This window comes from Tsukamurella sp. II2bb (assembly GCF_057815145.1).
The window spans coordinates 204,112-224,612 of record NZ_JBYPZI010000007.1 but is presented as its reverse complement, the minus strand read 5'-3'; the positions used below and the strand labels follow the sequence as shown (position 1 = coordinate 224,612).

Below are 20,501 nucleotides of genomic sequence, written 5' to 3'. Positions count from 1 at the left end.
TCCTTCTTCTTCCGGCGCGCGGCGGGCCGCGCTGGGTCGACTTCCCAGGCTACCGTGCACCGGCGCACCCGGGCCGGTCGCGTCGGTGCGCCCTGAGCGAACACCGGCCGCTACCGCGACCACTTCTTGCATCTTTCGAAGCGTTCTGCGGCGAAAAACGCACCGAGAAGCCGCAGAACGCTTCGAAAGATGTCCGCGGCTCCGACGGACTACGGCCGTCAGGCCTCAAGCTTCGCCGCGAGCGCGAGCAGGTCGGCCTCGCCGCCCGGACGGGCGACGAGTTGCACGCCCTCGCCGAGGAAGGGGACCGACATCGCGGGCCAACCGAGCAGGTTCCACAGGCTCGGATGCGTCGCGTAGCTCAGGCTCCCGGCGACGCTCGCCGCCCAGGGCAGCGCGTGGTACCGCCGCGCGCGCACCGGCGGCCGCGACAGGGTCGGCGTGACCAGCACGTCGATCCGCTCGTTCGCGAAGAAGCGCAGCAGCTCGGACTCCAGCTTCGCGGCGTCGGCGGGTCGCACCAGGCCGCGGCGCAGCACCGCGCGCCCGATCGCGGCGTGCCGCCGGGTGCGCGGCTGGAGCAGCTCGGGGTCCGCACCGCGGGCCACGATCGCGTCCACGTCCTGCGCGGCCGCACCGAACCACCGCGCCAGCAGGGCGGTCGGCACCGTCGGATAGGGCACGTCGACCTCGTGCACGGCGTGGCCGCGGCGGGCGAGCTCGCCGGCCGCGGCACGAACGGCGTCGAGGATGCCGCGGGAGATCACCGCCACCGGTGAGGTCCGTCCCAGCCCCAGGCCGATCCGCAGGCCGGCACCGTCGCCCACCTCGGCGAGCTCGGGCCGCTCCGCCATCACCGAGAGCCCCAGGGCGGCGTCGCCCACGGTCCGCGCCAACGGGCCGTGCTCGGCCATCCCGAACCATCTGACCTCGTCGGGCCGGCCCCGCACCACGCCGCGCCCGGGCCGGATCGTGACGATCCCGCACGCGGCGGCGGGGCCGCGGAGCGAGCCCAGGCCGTCGTCACCGTGGGCCAGCGCCACGTGGCCGGCGGCGACCGCCGCGGCGCTGCCGCCGGAACTCCCGCCGACGGTGCGCCGGGGCCGGTGCGGGTTCGCGACCACGGCCTCCGGGTCGTCGGTCATCGCCCACAGGCACAGCTCCGGCACCCGGGTCACGCCCACGACGACGGCGCCCGCAGCGCGCAGCCGCTTGACCACGGGGTGATCGGACCGCTCGATCGGCAGGCCCGCACCGCAGGCATCGGAGACGCCGTCGAACAGGCGGTGCCCGGAGACGGCGATGTTGTCCTTGATCGCGATCGGCACGCCAGCGAGCGGCAGCGCGTAGCGGTCCGACCGGGCGTCGACCGCGGCCGCCTCCGCCAGGGCCTCGTCGGTGCGCAGGACCCGCCAGCCGTGAACGGCGTCGTCACCGATGCGGGCCAGAGCCTGACGGGTGGTCTCGACGGCGGTGAGCCGTCCCGACCGCACCCGCTCGGCGGTGGCCGCAGCGGTGATCAGCGTCATTCCGAGTAGACCTTGGGTTCCAGGATCCCGATGTAGGGGAGGTCGCGGTAGCGCTCCGCGTAGTCGAGGCCGTAGCCGACGACGAACTCGTTGGGGATGTCGAAACCGACCCACTTCACGTCGACGTCGACGCGCACCGCATCGGGCTTGCGCAGCAGCGTGACGACCTCGAGCGACCGCGGGTTGCGGGTCGCGAGGTTGCGCAGCAGCCAGCTGAGCGTGAGGCCGGAGTCGATGATGTCCTCGACGATGAGCACGTCGCGGCCCGCGATGTCGCGGTCGAGGTCCTTGAGGATCCGCACCACGCCGGAGCTGGAGGTCGAGCTGCCGTAGCTGGACACGGCCATGAACTCGAGCTGCGTGGGCACGGGCAGCGCGCGCGCCAGGTCCGTCACGAACATCACGGCGCCCTTGAGCACCGTGATCAGGAGGAGGTCGGAGTCGCCCCCCTCGGAGCCGTACCGCTCCGCGATCGCGGCGGCGAGCTCGGCCGTCCGCTCCTTGATCTGCTCCTCGGTCAGCACCACCGAGGCGATGTCTCCCGCGTACAAGTCACCAGTGCCGTTCACCACGCACTCAACAATGCCACCCCGCCGATGCACCTGCAGTCGCCGCCCCGCACTTCCGCCCGGGATCGCCGCCGGGCCCTGCCCGTGCCAGCGGGTGACGAGGGCGTCGACGGCGGCGAGGTGGGCGCCCGTCAGCGCCCGCGCGCCGCAGCCCGCGAGCCACGTCCGGAGGGCCCTCAGGCGCAGGGCCGCGGGCAGTTCCGCGATCGAGGCGACCGGCAGTTCCGGGCCCGACGGTGCCGGCGTGAGCGAGTCGAGCGCCTCGTTGTCCGCGCGGAGCGAGGCGGCGGTGCGGGCCAGGGATTCGGCCACGCCCCCGCCCAGGACGTCCTCCAGCAGCGGCAGGACCTCGGTGCGCAGGCGCACCCGGGTGTACCGCGGATCGAGGTTGTGCGGGTCCTCCCACGGCGTCAGCCCGAGTTCGGCGCACGCGGCCCGGGTCTCGGCGCGCCGTACGCCCAGCAGAGGCCGACCGTACGGCGCGGACCACGGGGCCATGCCGGCCAGCGAGCGGGCCCCGCTCCCCCGGCCGAGCCCGAGCAGCACCGTCTCCGCCTGGTCGTCGAGGGTGTGGCCCAGCAGGATGGGCAGTCCCGCTCGCGCGGCGCCGAGTGCCGCGTACCGCGCGGTGCGCGCGGCGGCCTCGGGTCCGCCCGCACCGTCGACGGTGACGGTCAGCACCCGCGCCCGTGCGCCCAGCTCCCGCGCCGTGGCCGCCGCCCGCTCGGCGACACCGTCCGAGCCGTCCTGCAGTCCGTGGTCGACGACGAGCGCCGTCACGTCCATCCCCTCGGCGAGGGCCCCGGTCAGCAGCGCCAGGGAGTCGGCGCCGCCGGAGAGGGCCACGGCCACCGCCGGGCCCGATCCGTGGGCGGCGCGCCAGGCCCGGACCGCGTGCCGCACGCGCAGTGCCGCCGGTCCGGGTCGATTCACAGGACGCGGGCGATCCATCGCTGCGGCTCGTCGAGTTCGTCGGGCAGCGGCAGGGTCTCGGGTCCGGTCCAGACCCGGTTGAACCGCTCCATGCCGACCTCGGCGACCACGGCGTCGACGAACTTCTTGCCGCGCACGTACTGCGCGATCTTCGTGTCCATGCCCAGCAGGGCGCGGAGCAGCCGCTGGAGCGGGTTCGACGGTGCCGCGCGCCGCCGGTCGAAGGCGGCGCGGATCGTCGCGACGGTGGGGATCACGGCCGGCCCGGCGGCGTCCATGACATGGTCGGCGTGCCCCTCGAGCAGCGTGCCGAGCATGAGCAGCCGCTCGACGGCCGCGAACTGCTCGGGCGCAGCGGCGATCTCGAGTACGCCGATCACGCCGCCGTGCCGCGCGCCGCCGGAGAGGGCCTTCTGCACCCGGGCCAGCAGGTCGGCGACGGAGCCGGTGCCGGAAGCGCCGGTGAGCGCACCGACGTTGTCCCGCATGTAGTCCCGCAGCCAGGGATTGGCGCCGAACTGCACCCGGTGCGTGACCTCGTGCAGGCACACCCACATCCGGAAGTCGTCGGGCCGCAGGCGCAGAGCGCGCTCGACCGCGAGCACGTTGGGCACCACCAGGAGCAGCTCGCCCCCGTCGACGCCGAACGGATCGTACTGGCCCAGAATCGAACCGGAGACCATCCCGAGCATCGCCCCGGCCTGGACACCGGCCAGCCGGGCACCGAGCCCGGGTGGTCGCGCCCCGTCGGGCTCGGTGAGCGCCTCCATGGATCGCGCTGCCGCGGAGACCCATTCCCGCCTGTCCACCGTACGCGCGGGCGGGACCGCTCCGGGCGTGTGCAGGCCCGCGACGGCGCGCACGTGCTCCTCGGCGTCCGCCGCCAACTCGAGGAGCTGCTCGACGGCACGGTCGCGGGTGTAGGCGGTGGTGGCGGGGCCGTCCCCGAGCACCCGGGCGACCCGGCGACCGGAGGCTCCGGCGACCGCCCAATCGACCTGCGCGCGTTGCTCCTTCGACCCGGCCATGGCGATCAGCGGCACCCGCAGCCGCGCAGCGCGGCGGTCACGGCGTCCATCGCGGGGCGGGCCACGTCGACCGGCGTGCCGGAGGACATGAGCGTGAAGGTGAGGACCGCACCGTCCTGTCCGGTGACGTACCCGGCAAGCGTGGAGACGCCCGAGAGACTGCCCGTCTTGGCGCGGACGTACCCCGCGCCGGGCCGGTTGGCGGTGACGTAGCGGTCGGTGAGGGTGCCGGTCGCGGCGGCCACCGGCAACAGGTCGAGGAGGGGTCGCAGCTGCGGCTTCCCGGAACCGGCGGCGGCCGTGACGATACCGTCGAGGACCTTCGCCGGGATGCGGTTGAGGTTCGACAGGCCGCTGGTGTCGGAGAGCTCCACGCCGGTCAGGTCGAAACCCGCCGTCCGCAGCGCCCCGGTGACGGCCCGGGTGGCACCGTCGAAGGAGGCGGGCTCGTGCGCCGCGAGGGCGACCTCGCGGCCGATCGACTCGGCGAGCACGTTGTCCGAGTGCACCAGCGCGTCGTGCAGGCGGGTGCTCAGCGGCGCGCTCTGGACCGAGGCGAGCCGCGCGGCGCCCTGCGGGGCGGTGCCCGCGGTGACCGCGGTCGGCGGCAGCCCGAGCGCGGCGGCCAGGTCCTGTCCCGCGACCATCGCGGGGTCGCTCACGCGCGGCGAGTAGTCCTCGCCCGGACGGATCCGGCCCGAATCGGCGATGAGGGACTGGATCGGGGTGATGTCGCCGCCGGCGATGTCGACGCGTTCCCAGCCGCGGGCGAAATCGGGACCGGTGAACAGGGAGGTGTCGACGACGATCCTGGTGACGGGGGTGCCGCTGCGCCGCAGTTGCGCCGCGAGGTCGGCGATCTTCGGCGCGTCGGTGAAGATCGACGACGCGCCGGCGCGAAGCGTCGGGTCGCCCGCGCCGACGAAGACCACCTCGCCGGGCGCCGAGCCCGCGACGACCGTGGTCGTGATGCGCTTGTCGGCGGGCAGGGTCAGGAGCGCGGCGGCCGCCGTGAGCACCTTGGTGGTGGAGGCCGGGGTCCGCGGGCGCTCGGCGTCGCGCTGCCAGAGCACCTGGCCGGTCCCCGCGTCGGCGATCACGCCGGTGAGGTCGCCCAGGTCCGGGTTGCGCAGGGCCGCGGCGATCTGCGCGGACACGCCGGCGGCGCTGGGGGCCGCCGCGGCGCTCGCCTCCGCGATCGCGGGGCGGTAGGCGACCTCGGCCGGTCGCGGCGGGACCTTGTCCGCGAGCGCCTGCCGATCCCGGTAGACGCCCCAGCCCAGGGCGGCCGCCACCGCGCCGACGACGACGAGCGCCAGCACGACCACGGTGATCGCGAGGCGCAGGAGAGTCCGTCGGAGCCGCGAGCGTCGCACCGGACCACCCTAACGTCACCCCGGCGCCGGGAGCGGAGCGAGCGGGTCGAATCGACGGTGCAACGGGTATCCTCAGCGTGCATGGTTGACGCGAGCGAAGGGAAACAATGAGCGTCGAATTCGAGGTCACCGTCGAGATCGCCAAGGGCTCGCGGAACAAGTACGAGGTGGACCACAAGACCGGTCGCCTGAAGCTGGACCGCTACCTGTACACGTCGTTCGGCTACCCCACCGACTACGGCTACATCGAGGACACCCTGGGTGAGGACGGCGACCCGCTGGACGCTCTGGTCCTGCTACAGGAGTCGGTGATCCCCGGCGCGCTCGTCGACTGCCGGGCCATCGGCATGTTCAAGATGGAGGACGAGAAGGGCGGCGACGACAAGGTCCTGGTGGTCCCCGCCGGCGACCCCCGCTGGGATTCCGTGCAGGACATCGGCGACATCGACAAGTTCGAGCTGGACGCCATCGAGCACTTCTTCGTGCACTACAAGGACCTCGAGCCGGGCAAGTTCGTCAAGGGCTCGTCCTGGGTGGGCAAGAAGGAGGCCGAGGAGGAGATCGCCCGGTCGATCGCCCGCGCCGAGACCGCCGGTTCCAGCGCGCACTGACGCACTTCACACGAGAAGCGGCGGCGAGGGATTCCTCGCCGCCGCTTCTCGTCGGGCGGGGCCCGGCCGGCCCGTCGCTCGGAGCGACTAGAGCTTGCCGGCGACCTTCTGCACGATCTGCGCAAAGGCGGCCTGGTCCACCTTGCCGTCGGCGGTCGGGCTGGCGGTGACCAGCGCGACCGCACCGCCCTTGCTGAAGTAGGCGGTCTCGGAGGCAACGGACTGCTCGCCCGCCTTGCGCGTCATCTCCAGCACGAAACCGGTCCCGCCGATGCCGGCGGGCAGGTCCTTGCGCACGGCGGTCTGGGTGAGGCTGTCGCCGTACTTGACGGTGGCGCAATCGCCCGTGGCCGCGGCCTCGAAGACCGACAGCTTGGCGGAGTCGGGCAGCAGCGTGATGCCGTACACGCCGGCGCCGTCCTTGGTCACGTTCTGCTGCACGCCGAACTTGATCGTCTCCGCCACCTCCTGCTGCGCGGCGACGCTCTTGTCCTTGCAGCCGGCGGGCGTGATCTCCGCCGCCTGCACCTGCCCGACGGAGTTCAACGCGCCCTGGAAGGCGTCGTCGGCCGAGGCGGTCGTCAGGGTCAGCCCGGCGGGCAGGTCGGCCTGCACCAGGGCCTTGGGCGCGAGGTCGATGCTCGGCGTCGCGGACGTGGGTGAGGTCTCGCCGCCGCCCCCGCCGCAGGCGGTGAGCACGAGGCCCGCCGCGGCTGCCGCCGCGACGATGCCGAAGGAACGGTTCAGGGCACTGCGGCGCACCGGCTTTCTCCTGCCGATCGGGGACTGGATCGGGCTAGACCTTACCGAACCCACGGAGGAAGGACTCGACGAAGCCGGGGTAGCGCCCCTCTGCGATCGCCCGGCGCGCCGCGGCGGCCAGGGAGACGAAGAAGTGCTCGTTGTGCAGCGTGCACAGCGTCGTGGCGAGCCCCTCATTGGCGACGAGGAGGTGGTGCACGTAGGCCCGGGTGAAGGCGTCGACGCGGTTGCCCCCGCCCAGCCGGCCCGGTGCCGGGTCGAGCGGCCGGAAGTCGTCGCGGAGCGCGGGATCCGTGACGTCGAGGATCCCCGTCGACGTGTAGACCCGGCCCGCGGCGCCCGCCCGTGCGGGCTCGGCACCGTCGATGAGGTCGACGCCCGCCTCGATCGCGGCTAGCAGATCCGCCGGGCCCGCGATGTCCGCGAGGTACCGGGGCCGATCGGACTCCAGCTCCCCGAGGGCGGCGCGCAGTGCCGCCGCGCCCCGCGCGGGGGCGCCGACGTCCTCGATCCGGTAGCCGCCGAAGCCCAGTCCACCGGCCCGGCGGTCCTCCTCGCCCAGCCGCCGGAGGGCGGCGGCGGAGGTCCGCCGGCGTTCGGGGTCGGCACCGCCGGTCACGACGGCCCAGAGCGAGAGCGCATCGTGCCGGTCCGCGGTCTGCCAGCCGTGCTCGGCGAGCGCGCGCCGCGCCCAGCGCTCGGTCCGCACCGGATCATCCGGGTCGGCGAGAGCGAAGGCGACGTCGAAGCCCATGCGGTGCGCCAACCGTACCGCCGTCTCCGGGTCCCAGCTGTGCGGCGAGCCGTCGAGGCGGCCGCGGAAGGCGATGCCCTCGTCGGTGATCCGCGTCCTGCGCTGCGCGGCGAGGGCAGCCACGCCGGTGTCGGCGACGGTGGGGGCCGACCAGGCCATGGCCGCGCCGATTCCGCCGGCGCCCTCGATCACGTCGGGGCCGGGCTGCAGGTACAGCTCGTGCAGATCGACGACGAGCGCCCGCGCGCCGAGGTCGGTCAACTCACGCGGGGTCAGGCCCGCGATCGCGCCGCGGCTCGCGACGGGGAGGTAGGCCGGCGTCTCGATCTCGCCGCGCGGCACCACCATCCGGCCCGCGCGTGAGCCGCCGGCGCCGGTGGCCTCCACGGTGAACCGCACGGGATCCGTCGTGCCCGCGGCGCGCAGCCGGGTGTTGCCCGCGATCGCCCGGTAGCCGGTCCGCAGGTCCGCCAGCTCCGCGGCGAGCGAGGCGTTCTGCCGGCGGAGTTCGTCGATCTCGGACCGGGACGGCTGTGCCGGCGCCGGAGGCACCGTCGGAGGAGCGGTCGCCGGGGCCGGAGCGAGGCGCACCGTCGGCGGCGCCGAGGCGAGGGGCACCGTCGGCGGGGCCGACGTGGGCCCGGCCGGCGGGACCGGTCCGGTCCCGATCCGCTCCGTGGGTACGGCACCGGCCACCGACTCGGCGGCGGCGCTGATCTCCGCCGTCTCGATCGCCGCAGCACTCGCACTGTCAGCGCTCGCACCGTCGGGGTGCCCCGGGGAGGTCGCCTCGATACCCGCCGCGGTCCGCAGCGGCACCGACTTCCAGAACAGGACCAGCAGCAGGCCGACCGCCGCGAGCACGGTCACGGCCAGGAAGACGACGTCCATCGAGTCGGCGAAGCCGGCCTTGAGCGGATGGACGAGGGTGTCGGGGAGCTTCTGCAGGGCCGAGGTATCGGACATGATGCCGCTGACCGCGCTGGAGTCGCCGTGGATCAGCTTCGCGGCGAAATCCTGTGCGGCGGGGCCGTCATGACCGGCGGCGGCGCGCTGCAGCGCGGCGGTGTACTCGGGATCGTGCGAGGCGTCCGTGAGCCGGTCGGTCATCGTGGTCGGCAGCTTCGTGAACAGCACCGAGAGGAAGACCGCCACACCGAGCGTGCCGCCGATCTGCCGGAAGAACGTGGCCGCGGCCGTGGAGACACCCATGTCCCGCGGCGGCAGGATGTTCTGCAGCGCGAGGGTGAGCGGCTGCATCAGGTTGCCGAGGCCGAAGCCGATCACGGCTGCGCCGCCCATGACCCAGCCGATCTGCACGTCCGCGCTGATGTAGTGCATGCCGAACATTCCCGCGGTGAGCAGGACGGCGCCGATGATGGGGAAGATCCGGTACCGGCCGGTGCGCGAGATCATCTGGCCGGCGAGGATCGATCCGAGCATGAGGCCGGCGACCATGGGCAGCATGAGGAAGCCCGCCTTCGTCGGGCTGGCGCCGCGGACCACCTGGAAGTACTGCGGGAGCAGCGAGATACCGCCGAACATGGCGGCGCCGACGACCATCGAGATGAGCACGCCCTGCGCGAAGATGACGTTCTTGAAGATCCGCAGCGGGATGATCGCGTCCTCGCCCATGAGCTTCTCGATCCCGACGAACGCGAGAACCCCGACGGCCCCGATGGCGTAGCAGGCGATTGCCCTGGTCGAACCCCAGCCCCACTCCTGGCCCTGCTCCGCGACGATGAGCAGCGGCACCAGGCCGACCGTGAGCGCGATCGCGCCGAACCAGTCGATGCGCACGCCCTCGCGCCGCGTGTGCGGCAGCCGCAGCACCCGTAGGACGACGGCCAGCGCGACGACGCCGATCGGCACGTTCACCAGGAACACCCAGCGCCAGCCGGCGATGCCGAGGATCTCGTCGGCGCCGGAGAAGACGCCGCCGAGCACAGGGCCCAGAACCGAGCTGGTACCGAAGACCGCGAGGAAGTAGCCCTGGTATTTGGCGCGTTCCCGCGGCGGCACGATGTCACCGATGATGGTGAGCGCCAGCGACATCAGGCCGCCCGCGCCCAGGCCCTGGACGGCACGGAAGGCGGCGAGCTCGTACATCGAGGTGGCGGTGCTGCACAGCAGCGAACCGATCACGAAGACGGTGATGGCAAACATGAAGAAGGGCTTGCGACCGTAGATGTCGGACAGCTTGCCGTAGAGCGGGGTCACGATCGTCGACGTGATGAGGTACGCGGTGGTGACCCAGGCCTGCAGCTTGTAGCCATTGAGGTCGTCGGCGATCGTACGGATCGCGGTGGAGACGATCGTCTGGTCCAGCGCGGCCAGGAACATGCCGGTCATGAGGCCGGAGAGGATGTAGAGGATCTGCTTGTGGGTCAGCCCCGCGCCGGAGGTCTCCGCAGGTGCCGCCGTCGCGGTGGTCATTCGCTCTCCCGCATCAGTTTGAGGGCCTGATCGAACTGCTGCAGCGCCCGGTTCCCGAGCGTGACGAACTGGTCGATCTCCTCGTCGGTCCACTGCTCCATGAGCGGTCGCAGCTTCTCGTTGCGCTGCTGGCGGATGAATTCGATCTTCGCCCGCCCCTCCTCGGTGGCGGAGACCAGCGCGGCGCGGCGGTCCGACGGGTCCGCCGTGCGCTCGGCGTAGCCCAGATTGGTCAGGGTGGTCACGTACCGGCTCGCGGTCGACGGGTCCGTGTGGATCTGCTCCGCGAGCACCGAGGAGCGCATCGGGCCGTCCTTCACGAGGGCGAACAGCGCCGTGTACGCGGCCAGCTCGACGCCGTCCGGAGCGACCGCGTGCCGGGTCATCACCGCGTGCCGCTCCTTGAGCCGGGTGAGCTCGGCGATCACGCCGACGATCCCCTCGATCCGTTCGGCCCGTTCCTCGTCCGTCATCACGCCTCCGCAGGTCACTTCCGGGCACGCCACCGTGTCCGGACACGCAAAACTACATGCAGCCTACAACTACTTAGGAGAGCTAGTCGACTCGGGCGAATCGCCCGATGCCGCCGATGTCCTGACGATCCTGGCGCCGGTGAGGGCCACCAGCGCCGCGAAGTCGGTCCGGAAGAGGGTGTCGTGCGTGCCCGCGGCGGCGTACAGGTCGGGATAGTCGCGCAGCGACTCGTCGATGACGGTGACCAGCGGCACCGGATGTCCGACGGGTGAGACGCCGCCGATCACCTGTCCGGTCGCGGCGACCACGTCGTCGGGCTTGGCGCGGGTGATCGCGCCGTAGCCGAGCCGATCGGCGAGTCCGGCGGTGTCCACCCGGTGGCGGCCGCTCGAGAGCACGAGCAGCGGGGCACCGTCGGCCAGGAAGACGAGGCTGTTGGCGATCGCGCCCACGTCGCAGCCCAGCGCCGCGGCCGCCTCGGCGGCCGTCTTGGCACCGGCGGGGACGTGCACGACGGTGTCGGGGTGGCCGGCCGAGGCCAGGGCGGCGCGGACGACCTCGGTACGGGCGGAGAACTGCGCGGTCACGCCGATCAGTATGCCCGCCCGCAGCGCGGGCGTACGACGCTTACGCTGCGAGCAGCGTCGCGATGAGATCCTTGGTGCGAGCCCCGCCGACGGGGCGCAGCACCACCGCGTCCGCCACCTCGGCCGCGTAGACGTCCTCGATGAGGGACTTCAGGCCCGACGGGGTGCCCACGTACGTGATGCCCTGCACCGTGGTCCCGTTCGGCGCGTAGCTGGCCCGGGCGTCGGCCGCGCGCTCATCGATGACCACGTCGACCTCGAGCGCTACCGCGTCCGGCTCCCGCCCCGCGCGCTCGGCCTCGGCGCGCAGGTAGCCGCGCTGGCGCTGCGCGAGGCGCAGATCGGCGGCCCGGACCCGGGTCAGGTGCACGGACTCGGGCTCACCGTCGACGGTGACGACCAGGGCGGGACGGGAGACGGTCATGACTTCTTCCTCCTGAGAAGGGCGACTACTTCACTCGTGCGGACAGGTCTTCGAGGGCGCGCACCAGGCGGTGCACGTCGTTCTCGCTCGTGCCGAGGCCGAGGCTCGCGCGGACGGCGCCGTCGTAGCACCCCAACCGGTGAACGACGGGATGGGCGCAGAACTTCCCGTCGCGCACGCCGATCCCGTGCTCGGCGGAGAGGAACTCCGCGACCTCGCGGGGCGTGCGGCCGTCGACGGTGAAGGCGACGATCCCCACCCGATCGGTGGAGTCGGCCCAGATCTTCAGCGTGCGGACACCGTCGATGCCCTCGAGCGAGGCGAGCAGCAGGTCGGTGAGGAAGCGCTCTTGCCGGGCGACGGCGTCCTCGCCGAGCGCCGCGATGGCCTCACAGGCGGCGGCGATCGCGACCGCGCCCAGCACGTTCGGCGATCCCGCCTCGTGCCGCGCCGGCCCGGTCTGCCAGGCCACCTCGACCGACTTCGAGACGGGCGTGCCGATCACCTCGTAGCTGGCGCCTCCTCCGCAGCGCACGGGCTCGGCCTCGTCCAGCCAGTCGGCCCGGCCGACGAGGACGCCCGAGCCGAAGGGCGCGTAGAGCTTGTGTCCGGAGAAGGCGAGGTAGTCGACGCCGCTCTCGCGCAACGAGATACGACGGTGCGGGACCAACTGCGCCCCGTCGACGGCGATGCGCGCGCCGTGCCGGTGGGCCAGCGCAGCGATCCGGCGGATGGGCAGCACCTCCCCCGTGACGTTGGACGCGCCGGTCACGCTGACCAGGGCCGCGGGGCGGGCGGTCAGCTCCTTCTCGAGCACCTCGAGGGTGCCCTCGATCGACAGCGGCGCGGAGACCACCCGGGCACCGATCTTCTTCCAGGGCAGCAGGTTCGCGTGATGCTCGCAGTCGAGGACGACGACCTCCCCGGGTACACAGCCGGCCAGGAGGTTGATCGAGTCGGTGGTGTTACCCGTGAAGATGACGTGGTCATCGGGGCGGGCACCGACGAACTCCGCCACAGTGTCCCGGGCGCGCTCGTAGCGGGCGGTGGAGCGCTGGGAGAGATGGCCGGCGCCGCGGTGCACGCTCGCGTACTCGCTCAGCGCCTCCTGGACGGCGCGTTGCACCTCGACCAGCGCCGGAGCGCTGGCCGCGTAGTCGAAGTTGGCGTAGCGGACGGTCGCGCCGTCGCGCAGCGGGGCGTACTCGTCAGCACCGGTGACGGCGGCCAGCGGGCCCAGGGCGAGCGGCGTGCCGCGAAGCGGGGAGGTGATGGTCGGGCTGAGGCAGACGGCGCGCTCGGTGGTGGCGATGCTCATCAGAAGTCCTTCGGTATGAGGACGCACGGCACCGCCGTCAGACGTGTGCCGCGAATCCGCGCTTGCCGTGCACGGTCCGGCACGGCCAGGTCGTCACCCGGAGCACCCCACCGCGGAGGAGGGTTGCCGACCAGCGAGCCGGGGCTTGTCGCTGGCACTCATGACCTGCCGTCGAGAATGCCCTGCGGATGGGCCGCGGTCAAGGTTGGAATCACGGCGACGCGAAACCCGCGCGGGTAGATTCGCAGACATGACCGAGTGGACGTACCTGATGGACATGGACGGCGTCTTGGTGCACGAGGAGCACCTGATCCCCGGCGCCGACGACTTCATCGCCGAGCTCACCGCGGCCGGCACCCCGTTCATGGTGCTCACCAACAATTCGATCCGCACGCCGCGCGACCTGCGGGCACGGCTTCTCGCGACGGGGCTGGACATCCCGGAGGCGCGGATCTGGACCTCCGCGCTCGCCACCGCGAAGTTCCTGCAGGACCAGCGGCCGGACGGCACCGCGTACGTCGTCGGCGAGTCCGGGCTGACCACCGCCCTGCACGACGTGGGCTACGTGCTGACCGACAAGGACCCGGACTACGTGGTCCTCGGCGAGACCCGCACGTACTCGTTCGAGGCGATCACCACGGCGATCCGGCTGATCGAGCGCGGCTCGCGGTTCATCGCCACCAACCCCGACCCGACGGGACCGTCGAAGGACGGATCGCTCCCGGCAACGGGTGCCGTCGCCGCGCTGATCCGCGAAGCCACGGGCCGCTCGCCGTACTACGTGGGGAAGCCGAACTCGCTGATGATGCGCTCCGCGCTGCGTGCGCTCGGGGCGCACTCCGCGGACACCCTGATGATCGGCGACCGGATGGACACCGACATCGTCTGCGGCCTGGAGGCCGGTCTGCGGACCATTCTCGTCCTCACCGGCATCTCCACGACCGAGTCGGTGGCCGCGTTCCCGTACCGCCCCACCCGCACGATCAACTCCGTCGCCGACCTGGTCGGGCACACGCAGGATCCGTTCCCGGGCTGAGAAGCCCCAGCCCGGGAACGGGTCACTGCCCCTTCACGTTGACGATCTGCCGCAGGACGGCGCGCACCGTCACCAGGTCGTCGGCGTCGGCCATGACCCGGTCGATCGGCTTGTAGGCCTGCGGGATCTCGTCGATGAAGTCGGCGCTGTCGCGGAACTCGATGCCCACCATGGCCTCCCGCAGCTGCTCGTGCGTGAAGGCCTTGCGCGCCGCGGACCGGGAGTACTCCCTGCCCGCGCCGTGCGGCGAGCTGTTCAGCGACGGGGCGAAGCCCTTGCCCTCGACGATGTAGGACGCGGTCCCCATCGAACCCGGGATGAGACCGGGCTTGCCCTCCGTGGCCTCGATCGCGCCCTTCCGCGACACCCACACCTCCTTGCCGAAGTGCTTCTCGCGCCGGGTGAAGTTGTGGTGACAGTTGATCCGCTCCGCCTCGACGACGGGCGTTCCCACCCACTCGCCGAGCTGCCGGATCACCCGGTCCATCATCTCCTCACGGTTGAGCAGCGCGAAGTGCTGCGCCCACTTCAGCTCGGCGATGTAGCGGCGGAACTCGGGCGTGCCCTCCACGAGGTAGGCCAGGTCCGGATCCGGCAGCTCGATCCACCACTGCTTGCACAGACGGGCCGCGACGGCGATGTGGTGCTGGGCGATCTTGTTGCCCACACCGCGGGAGCCGGAGTGCAGGAACGCCCACACTCGCTGGTCGTCGTCGATGCTTAGCTCTACGAAGTGATTTCCTCCGCCCAGCGTACCCAGCTGGAGCTTCCAGTTCCCGGCGTACTGAGCCGGGTCGAAATCGGCCCGCTCGGCGAGCGCCTCCAGCTCCGCGATCCGCGGCTCCGCCGTCGCCACGACCTTCTTGTTGTACCGGCCGGGCGAGAGTGGAATCGCCCGCTCGATCGCCTCGCGGACCGTCGCCCGATCGTCGGGCAGGTCGGCCAGCGTGAACTGCGTCCGGACCGCGATCATGCCGCAGCCGATGTCGACGCCGACGGCCGCGGGGATCACGGCGCCGAGGCTCGGGATGACCGAACCGACGGTGGCACCCTTACCCAGGTGGGCGTCGGGCATCAGCGCGATGTGCGGGTAGATGAACGGCAGCTTCGCCGTGGTGATCGCCTGCTCGCGGGTCTTCTCGTCCAGAATGGACGCCCACGAGACCAGGGTCTTGGTGATCTTCTCCATGTCTTTCTCGTCTCGGTGTGATGGTCACCGGCCCGAGAGGCGATGCGTGACGCGCATGGCTCCGAGCCGGCGATGACAGCGACGGCCCGGGTTGCCGCAGGTTACGCGGACACACCGAACCGGCGGCAGGGGCCCTGCCGCAGCGATTCGGGGAACTTCCTCATATCCATGTCCAGCAGCGTATTCGACTGCAAGGACGCGGTCCACCGAGTTTCCCGGCACACCGCGGCCCCGGCGTGCGACCGTGGATGCATGGCACTGCTGGAGGTCATCGCGCTGGACGCGGGGGATGCGGTCGCGGCCCAGGAGGGCGGGGCGGACCGGGTCGAGCTGGTCGCCGACATGGCGGCGGACGGGCTCAGCCCCTCCCCCGCGACCGTCGCGGAGGTTCTGGCGGCCGTGGACATCCCGGTGCGGGTGATGCTGCGACTCACCGACGGCTTCGCCGCGGGCGACCTCGGGGAGCTGCTCCGCCGGACCGCCGCGCTGCGCGAGGCGGGGGCGAGGGAGTTCGTGCTCGGCTTCCTCGTCGCCGACGGAACGATCGATCTCGATGCCACCGCGCGGATCGTCGCCGAGCTGGGCGGTGCTCCGTGGACGTTCCACCGAGCGATCGATCACTGTGCGGACCGGGCCGTACTCCGCGCCGCGATCACCGAGTTTCCCGGTCTCGACACGATCCTCACCGCCGGCGCACCGACCGGCGTAGACGACGGACTCACCACACTGCTCGCTGAAGCAGGCGGTCCGCTGAGAACACTCGTCGGCGGTGGCCTGCGGCTCGATCACCTGGCGGCCCTGCTGGCCGCGGGGATCGACGCCTTCCACATAGGCAGCGCGGCACGGCCCGACGGGTGGAACGCGCCGGTCTCAGCGGAGGTCGTCCGCACGTGGCGCGCCGCCATCGACGATCCGCCGCTCTGAGTGCGGCCGAAAACCCACGGATAGCGCAGGAAACCGACCGGACTCGCGACGGCATGACTCAGCCCAGGGCGCGGTCGAGATCCTCGATGAGGTCGTCGGCGTTCTCCAGCCCCACGGACAGGCGCAGCATCGAGTCGGTGAGGCCGATCTTCGCGCGCCCCTCCGGCCCCGTCGCGCGGTGCGTGGTGGTGGCGGGGTGCGTGATCAGCGACTTGGCGTCACCGAAGTTGTTGGAGATGTCGATGACCTGCAGCCGGTTGAGGAACTCGAAGGCGCGCTCCTTGCCCGCGGCCGACGCCGAATCCGCCAGCTCGAGGGTGATCACCGTGCCCCCGGCCTTCATCTGCCGCTTCGCCAGCTCGTACTGCGGATGCGAGGGCAGGAAGGGGAAGAGCACCTTGGACACGCGCGGATCGGCGTCGAGGAACTCGGCCACCTTCTGCGCGTTCGCGCTCACCCGCTCGGCGCGCAGGTCCAGCGTCTCCAGCGCCTTGAGCAGCACCCACGCGTTGAACGGCGCCATCGCCGGGCCGGTGTGCCGCATCAGCTGCTTGACCGGGCCGTCGATGTAGTCGAACCGGCCGAGGATCGCACCACCCATGACCCGGCCCTGGCCGTCCATGGTCTTGGTCGACGAGTGCACGATCACGTCGGCGCCCATGCCGAAGGAATCCTGGTAGCCGACGGGTGTGAAGCCGGCGTCGAGCACCACCTGCGCGCCCGCGGCATGAGCCAGCGAGGCGACGGCGCGCACGTCGACGAGCCCCTGCATCGGGTTCGCGGGCGTCTCGAAGAAGACCGCCTGGGTGGGGACGCTGAGCGCCTCCTCCCACTGCGCGAGGTCCTCGCCGTCGACGAAGACGGTCTCGATGCCCCACCGCGGCAGGATCTCGTTGCACACCACGTAGCAGGAGCCGAACAGCGAACGCGCCGCGACGAGCCGGTCCCCCGCCTGCAGCAGCGCGCCGAGCGCGGTGAACACCGCCGACATGCCCGACGCGGTCGCGAAACACGCCTCCGCACCTTCCAGCAGCCGCAGGCGCTCCTGGAACATGGCCACCGTCGGATTGCCGTAGCGCGAGTAGACGAACCGGTCGATGTCGCCGTTGAACGCCGCCTCGGCGGCCTCGGCGTTCTGGTAGGTGTACCCCGAGTTGAGGAACAGGGCCTCCGAGGTCTCCTCGTAGTTCGTACGCAGGAGGCCGCCGCGCACGGCGTACGTCTCGGGCCGCAGGCCGTCGGGCAGGGGGCTGAACTCCGTCATGCGCTTCAGCCTAGAACTGCCGCCAGGGCAGTCCGTCGGCACGCCAGCCCGCGATGCCCCGATGGCCGAGTGCATCGATCGGCCCCTCGAAGCCGTCGAGCACGTTGTAGGCGCGGGCCACGCCTGCCGCGGTGGCGGTCTCGGCCGCGCCGATCGACCGCTGACCGGATCGGCAGATGAACGCGACCGGGGTCTCGTCGGTGACGCCCTTGGCGCGGAGTTCGGCGACGAACGCGGGGTTGAGGGCACCGTCGGGATAGCGCTGCCATTCGACGAGCACAAGACTCCGGCCGAGCTGCGAGAGCTCGGGGATGCCGACGTAGTTCCACTCGGCCTCGGTGCGGCAGTCGACGAGGATCGCGGCGGGGTCGCTCTCCAGCAGCTCCCACGCCTGTCGCGGGGTCAGGTCTCCGGCGTAGCTCACGAGCACTTCTTCCACTTGCCGTCCTCGCGGACGAATCGGGCCTGCTCGGTGCGCGGGCCCGCCTTCTCGTACTTCACCGTGAGATCGGCGGACGCGGCGTCGCCGTTCACGGTGAGGTTCTTCACGTCCTTCTCGTCGAGCTTCGCCTCGCCCTCCCGCTCGACGACGGCCTTACGCGCATCGGCGAAGCCGGCCTCCTTCGGGAAGTCGGCGGCGGCGCGGTCCTTGGCGCAGGTGTTGGCGACGAGGTCCGAGTACCGCCCCTTGTTCAGCGCGCCGTAGTACTGGCCGATGGTGACCTGGATCTGCGCGGAATCGCTGAGCCGCTCGCCGGACGGGCGGAGGATGTTCCAACCGAGGATGCCGCCGATCACCAGCACCGCGACCACGAGCGCGACGAGGAACGGGGTGGCCGTGGTGCGGCGCTCGGGCGGTGGCCCGTCGGGGCTCTTGTCTGCGCTCACTGAAGTCTCTACCCTCTGCTACTAGAACACGTTCCAGTTCCTCTAGCGGGGTGGAATCGACCACCCGCACTAGGAACAGTTGATAAGTCCGCACTAACCTGGTGGGGAACCAACCGCGTATGCAGACAAGGTAGCCGACTTCACATGACCGAACAGAACCGCCCGTTGCGCGTCGCGATCGTGGGCGCGGGCCCCGCAGGTATCTATGCGGCGGATGCCCTCATGAAGTCCGACGAGGCGAAGGACCCCGGCGTCAGCATCGATCTCTTCGAGAAGATGCCGGCGCCGTTCGGCCTGATCCGGTACGGCGTCGCGCCCGACCACCCGCGGATCAAGGGCATCATCACGGCCCTGCACAAGGTGCTGGACAAGCCGCAGGTGCGGCTGCTCGGCAACCTCGATTTCGGTAAGGACTTCACGCTCGAGGACGTCCGTCGCCACTACGACGCGGTGATCTTCTCCACCGGCGCCGTCGCCGACCGCAACCTGGAGATCCCCGGCATCGACCTGGACGGCAGCTACGGCGCCGCCGAGTTCGTGGCCTGGTACGACGGCCACCCGGACTTCGCCCGCGAATGGCCGCTCGAGCAGGAGAAGGTGGCCGTCCTGGGCGTCGGCAACGTGGGCCTCGACGTGGCCCGGGTGCTGGCCAAGACCGCCGACGAGCTGCTCCCGACGGAGATTCCGCCGAACGTCTACGAGGGCCTCAAGTTGAACAAGGCCAAGGAGGTGCACGTCTTCGGCCGTCGCGGCCCCGCGCAGGTGAAGTTCACCCCGCTCGAGCTCAAGGAACTCGACCACTCGCAGACCATCGAGGTGGTCGTGAACCCCGAGGACATCGAGTACGACGAGGGCTCGGCGAAGGCCCGCCGCGAGTCGAAGATCACCGACCAGGTCGCCACGATCCTCGAGAACTACGCGATCCGCGAGCCCACCAACCGTCCGCACAAGCTGTTCATCCACCTCTTCGAGTCGCCGGTGGAGATCCTGGGCGAGGACGGCAAGGTCACGGGCCTGCGCACCGAGCGCACCGAGCTCGACGGCACGGGCAACGTGCGCGGGACGGGCAAGTTCACCGATTGGGAGATCGGCGCCGTCTACCGGGCCGTCGGCTACCTCTCCAACGACCTGCCGGAGATCCCCTTCGACGACCAGGCCGGCGTCATCCCCAACGAGGCCGGGCGCGTCATCGACGCAGGTCAGCACATCACGGGCGTGTACACCACGGGCTGGATCAAGCGCGGCCCCGTCGGCCTCATCGGCCACACCAAGGGTGACGCCAACGAGACCATCGCCTGCCTGCTCGAGGACTTCCACGCCGGCCGGCTGAACACCCCGTCGGACCCGTCCACCGAGGGCGTCACGAACTGGCTGGACGACCACGAGACCCCCTACACCACCTGGGACGGCTGGTACCGGCTCGACGAGCACGAGCGCAGCCTGGGCGAGGCCGAGGGACGCGAGCGCGTCAAGGTCGTCGAGCGCGACGACATGCTGGCCGCGTCGGAGCCGGACAAGGTCGCGCAGGACTAGTCCGGAGCCTCAATACGACGGTGCCGCCGCCCTGGTTTTTCGGGGCGGCGGCACTTTTCGCTCACGATGATTCCAATTCGGCGGTCACTCCCAGGTGAAGCCGAACGGGCCGAGGGTGCAGGTCTGCAATCCGGTCGGCCCGACGCGCTGGGCACCGACGGCGGTGCATCGATCACCGGTCGGTGACACCGGAGTGACGATCCATATCCCGCCGGAGCACGTGAGTCGCTGCCCGGGCGCGGTCTCGCCGGCGGTGCAGGACTTCCCCGGCGTCGGCGGAGTGGCGTCGCGCTGCCACTGACCGAACGAGCACGCGTAGCCGGGTTTGGTCTCGAACATGCGGCATTCCGGCTGCGACGGGTCCGCCGAGGCCGGCCCGAGGGCCGCGAAACCCGACAGCGTCAGCGCCGCCGCGGCCGCGAGGGCGATGCGCGACGTCCGGTTCGTCCACTTCTGCATGCGCAACATCGTAGTCCGCCCGCGCAGTCCGATCCCGCGATCAGTCCGGCCGGACCGGCACTTCCTCTGAGTCGGCGGCCCAATCCCAGACCGGCCAGAGCGCACGGCCGAGAGCCTCGCCGCGCGGGGTGAGCTCGTACTGCTTGTCGGGAAGCTTGCGGGCGACGCCCTTCTCCACCAACTGCGCCAGCCTCGTCGCGAGCACGCTGGAGCTGCAATTCCCCATGCGCCTGCGCAATTCGAGGAATCCCAGCGAGCCGGGCTCGAGCTCCCAGACGATGCGCAGCACCCAGCGTTGCCCGAGCAGGTCCATCGCCGCGACGACCGCGGGATCGGGGTCCTCGCGGCGCTTCGGCACCACATCACGCACTGACACAGAACAGAGCCTACTTGCACTTCTGAATCCG

The 20,501-nt window shown here is 71.5% G+C and carries 20 protein-coding genes, 1 pseudogene and 1 riboswitch; of the genes and pseudogenes, 4 read left to right on the top strand and 17 right to left on the bottom strand.

Annotated features, from left to right (window positions below):
- Positions 1-218 precede the first annotated feature (218 nt).
- Genes AC21LY_RS17055 through dacB form a run of 4 tightly spaced genes read right to left on the bottom strand, consistent with a single transcriptional unit; the run spans position 219 to position 5,435 of the window.
- Entirely contained in the window at positions 219-1,529 is a 1,311-nt protein-coding gene (locus AC21LY_RS17055) for an amidase (protein ID WP_489047744.1), read from the bottom strand.
- Complete coding sequence (gene hpt, locus AC21LY_RS17050) at positions 1,526-3,031, bottom strand: hypoxanthine phosphoribosyltransferase (RefSeq protein ID WP_489047743.1); 1,506 nt, start codon at positions 3,029-3,031, stop codon at positions 1,526-1,528. Before hpt ends, AC21LY_RS17055 begins: the two co-directional genes overlap by 4 nt.
- On the bottom strand, positions 3,028-4,074 hold the full coding sequence (locus AC21LY_RS17045) for a zinc-dependent metalloprotease (RefSeq protein ID WP_489047742.1): 1,047 nt from the start codon (positions 4,072-4,074) through the stop codon (positions 3,028-3,030). The genes hpt and AC21LY_RS17045 overlap by 4 nt, the downstream gene beginning before the upstream one ends.
- Entirely contained in the window at positions 4,065-5,435 is a 1,371-nt protein-coding gene (gene dacB / locus AC21LY_RS17040) for a D-alanyl-D-alanine carboxypeptidase/D-alanyl-D-alanine endopeptidase (protein WP_489047741.1), read from the bottom strand. Before dacB ends, AC21LY_RS17045 begins: the two co-directional genes overlap by 10 nt.
- Positions 5,436-5,542: 107 nt before the next feature.
- Here dacB and AC21LY_RS17035 point away from each other — a divergent pair, with 107 nt between their 5' ends.
- Entirely contained in the window at positions 5,543-6,046 is a 504-nt protein-coding gene (locus AC21LY_RS17035) for an inorganic diphosphatase (RefSeq protein ID WP_489047740.1), read from the top strand.
- A gap of 87 nt (positions 6,047-6,133) precedes the next feature.
- Here AC21LY_RS17035 and AC21LY_RS17030 read toward each other — a convergent pair whose 3' ends face one another.
- From AC21LY_RS17030 to AC21LY_RS17000, 7 genes and pseudogenes are all read right to left on the bottom strand, one after another.
- The gene (locus AC21LY_RS17030) at positions 6,134-6,808 is read right to left on the bottom strand and encodes a hypothetical protein (RefSeq protein WP_489047739.1); all 675 of its coding nucleotides are present in this window, start codon (positions 6,806-6,808) and stop codon (positions 6,134-6,136) included.
- Between the two features lie 34 nt (positions 6,809-6,842).
- On the bottom strand, positions 6,843-7,949 hold the full coding sequence (locus AC21LY_RS17025) for a tRNA-ribosyltransferase family protein (RefSeq protein ID WP_489047805.1): 1,107 nt from the start codon (positions 7,947-7,949) through the stop codon (positions 6,843-6,845).
- Between the two features lie 387 nt (positions 7,950-8,336).
- Positions 8,337-9,998: pseudogene (locus tag AC21LY_RS17020) on the bottom strand (MDR family MFS transporter); the annotation flags it as partial.
- Positions 9,995-10,471 carry a MarR family winged helix-turn-helix transcriptional regulator gene (locus tag AC21LY_RS17015; RefSeq protein WP_489047738.1) on the bottom strand — a complete coding sequence of 159 codons (477 nt, stop codon included), beginning with the start codon at positions 10,469-10,471 and terminating at the stop codon, positions 9,995-9,997. The gene AC21LY_RS17015 and the pseudogene AC21LY_RS17020, both read right to left, overlap by 4 nt.
- A 69-nt stretch (positions 10,472-10,540) precedes the next feature.
- Positions 10,541-11,059, bottom strand: a complete 519-nt coding sequence (locus AC21LY_RS17010; protein ID WP_489047737.1) for a YbaK/EbsC family protein — start codon at positions 11,057-11,059, stop codon at positions 10,541-10,543.
- A gap of 40 nt (positions 11,060-11,099) precedes the next feature.
- Positions 11,100-11,483, bottom strand: coding sequence for a hypothetical protein (locus AC21LY_RS17005; protein WP_489047736.1), 384 nt, complete (start codon positions 11,481-11,483; stop codon positions 11,100-11,102).
- Positions 11,484-11,508: 25 nt separating this feature from the next.
- The gene (locus tag AC21LY_RS17000; protein WP_489047735.1) at positions 11,509-12,801 is read right to left on the bottom strand and encodes an aminotransferase class V-fold PLP-dependent enzyme; all 1,293 of its coding nucleotides are present in this window, start codon (positions 12,799-12,801) and stop codon (positions 11,509-11,511) included.
- A 53-nt stretch (positions 12,802-12,854) separates the two neighbouring features.
- Positions 12,855-12,967: riboswitch (SAM riboswitch) on the bottom strand.
- Between the two features lie 84 nt (positions 12,968-13,051).
- Here AC21LY_RS17000 and AC21LY_RS16995 point away from each other — a divergent pair.
- Positions 13,052-13,837 carry an HAD-IIA family hydrolase gene (locus AC21LY_RS16995; protein WP_489047734.1) on the top strand — a complete coding sequence of 262 codons (786 nt, stop codon included), beginning with the start codon at positions 13,052-13,054 and terminating at the stop codon, positions 13,835-13,837.
- A 22-nt stretch (positions 13,838-13,859) separates the two neighbouring features.
- Here the strand turns inward: AC21LY_RS16995 and AC21LY_RS16990 are convergent, their stop codons facing one another.
- Positions 13,860-15,026: an RtcB family protein gene (locus AC21LY_RS16990; RefSeq protein WP_489047733.1), complete on the bottom strand. Its 1,167-nt coding sequence runs from the start codon at positions 15,024-15,026 to the stop codon at positions 13,860-13,862.
- 252 nt (positions 15,027-15,278) lie between these two features.
- Here AC21LY_RS16990 and AC21LY_RS16985 point away from each other — a divergent pair, with 252 nt between their 5' ends.
- On the top strand, positions 15,279-15,950 hold the full coding sequence (locus tag AC21LY_RS16985; RefSeq protein ID WP_489047732.1) for a copper homeostasis protein CutC: 672 nt from the start codon (positions 15,279-15,281) through the stop codon (positions 15,948-15,950).
- A gap of 58 nt (positions 15,951-16,008) precedes the next feature.
- Here the strand turns inward: AC21LY_RS16985 and AC21LY_RS16980 are convergent, their stop codons facing one another.
- The 3 genes from AC21LY_RS16980 to AC21LY_RS16970 are packed head-to-tail and all read right to left on the bottom strand — an operon-like array spanning position 16,009 to position 18,102.
- Positions 16,009-17,214 carry an O-succinylhomoserine sulfhydrylase gene (locus tag AC21LY_RS16980; protein ID WP_489047731.1) on the bottom strand — a complete coding sequence of 402 codons (1,206 nt, stop codon included), beginning with the start codon at positions 17,212-17,214 and terminating at the stop codon, positions 16,009-16,011.
- A 10-nt stretch (positions 17,215-17,224) separates the two neighbouring features.
- Positions 17,225-17,638, bottom strand: a complete 414-nt coding sequence (locus AC21LY_RS16975) for a rhodanese-like domain-containing protein (protein ID WP_489047730.1) — start codon at positions 17,636-17,638, stop codon at positions 17,225-17,227.
- Positions 17,635-18,102 (bottom strand): Rv0361 family membrane protein, encoded by a 468-nt coding sequence (locus tag AC21LY_RS16970; RefSeq protein ID WP_489047729.1) that lies wholly within the window; start codon positions 18,100-18,102, stop codon positions 17,635-17,637. Before AC21LY_RS16970 ends, AC21LY_RS16975 begins: the two co-directional genes overlap by 4 nt.
- Positions 18,103-18,246: 144 nt before the next feature.
- Between AC21LY_RS16970 and AC21LY_RS16965 the strand changes: the two genes are divergently transcribed.
- Positions 18,247-19,635 (top strand): FAD-dependent oxidoreductase, encoded by a 1,389-nt coding sequence (locus AC21LY_RS16965; protein WP_489047728.1) that lies wholly within the window; start codon positions 18,247-18,249, stop codon positions 19,633-19,635.
- Positions 19,636-19,719: 84 nt separating this feature from the next.
- On the opposite strand, the gene AC21LY_RS16960 is transcribed toward AC21LY_RS16965, so the two are convergent.
- Positions 19,720-20,094 (bottom strand): hypothetical protein, encoded by a 375-nt coding sequence (locus tag AC21LY_RS16960; RefSeq protein WP_489047727.1) that lies wholly within the window; start codon positions 20,092-20,094, stop codon positions 19,720-19,722.
- A gap of 40 nt (positions 20,095-20,134) precedes the next feature.
- Complete coding sequence (locus tag AC21LY_RS16955; RefSeq protein WP_489047726.1) at positions 20,135-20,470, bottom strand: winged helix-turn-helix transcriptional regulator; 336 nt, start codon at positions 20,468-20,470, stop codon at positions 20,135-20,137.
- Positions 20,471-20,501 lie beyond the last annotated feature (31 nt).

What these genes read in the sequence shown, in the direction of transcription:
- AC21LY_RS17005 (WP_489047736.1), bottom strand. Translation starts at nt 11,483, where the DNA reads ATGACCGTCTCCCGTCCCGCCCTGGTCGTCACCGTCGACGGTGAGCCC.
- AC21LY_RS16985 (WP_489047732.1), top strand. Translation starts at nt 15,279, where the DNA reads ATGGCACTGCTGGAGGTCATCGCGCTGGACGCGGGGGATGCGGTCGCG.
- AC21LY_RS16965 (WP_489047728.1), top strand. Translation starts at nt 18,247, where the DNA reads ATGACCGAACAGAACCGCCCGTTGCGCGTCGCGATCGTGGGCGCGGGC.
- AC21LY_RS17000 (WP_489047735.1), bottom strand. Translation starts at nt 12,801, where the DNA reads ATGAGCATCGCCACCACCGAGCGCGCCGTCTGCCTCAGCCCGACCATC.
- AC21LY_RS17015 (WP_489047738.1), bottom strand. Translation starts at nt 10,471, where the DNA reads ATGACGGACGAGGAACGGGCCGAACGGATCGAGGGGATCGTCGGCGTG.
- AC21LY_RS17055 (WP_489047744.1), bottom strand. Translation starts at nt 1,529, where the DNA reads ATGACGCTGATCACCGCTGCGGCCACCGCCGAGCGGGTGCGGTCGGGA.
- AC21LY_RS16990 (WP_489047733.1), bottom strand. Translation starts at nt 15,026, where the DNA reads ATGGAGAAGATCACCAAGACCCTGGTCTCGTGGGCGTCCATTCTGGAC.
- AC21LY_RS16960 (WP_489047727.1), bottom strand. Translation starts at nt 20,094, where the DNA reads ATGCAGAAGTGGACGAACCGGACGTCGCGCATCGCCCTCGCGGCCGCG.
- AC21LY_RS17035 (WP_489047740.1), top strand. Translation starts at nt 5,543, where the DNA reads ATGAGCGTCGAATTCGAGGTCACCGTCGAGATCGCCAAGGGCTCGCGG.
- AC21LY_RS16980 (WP_489047731.1), bottom strand. Translation starts at nt 17,214, where the DNA reads ATGACGGAGTTCAGCCCCCTGCCCGACGGCCTGCGGCCCGAGACGTAC.
- AC21LY_RS16995 (WP_489047734.1), top strand. Translation starts at nt 13,052, where the DNA reads ATGACCGAGTGGACGTACCTGATGGACATGGACGGCGTCTTGGTGCAC.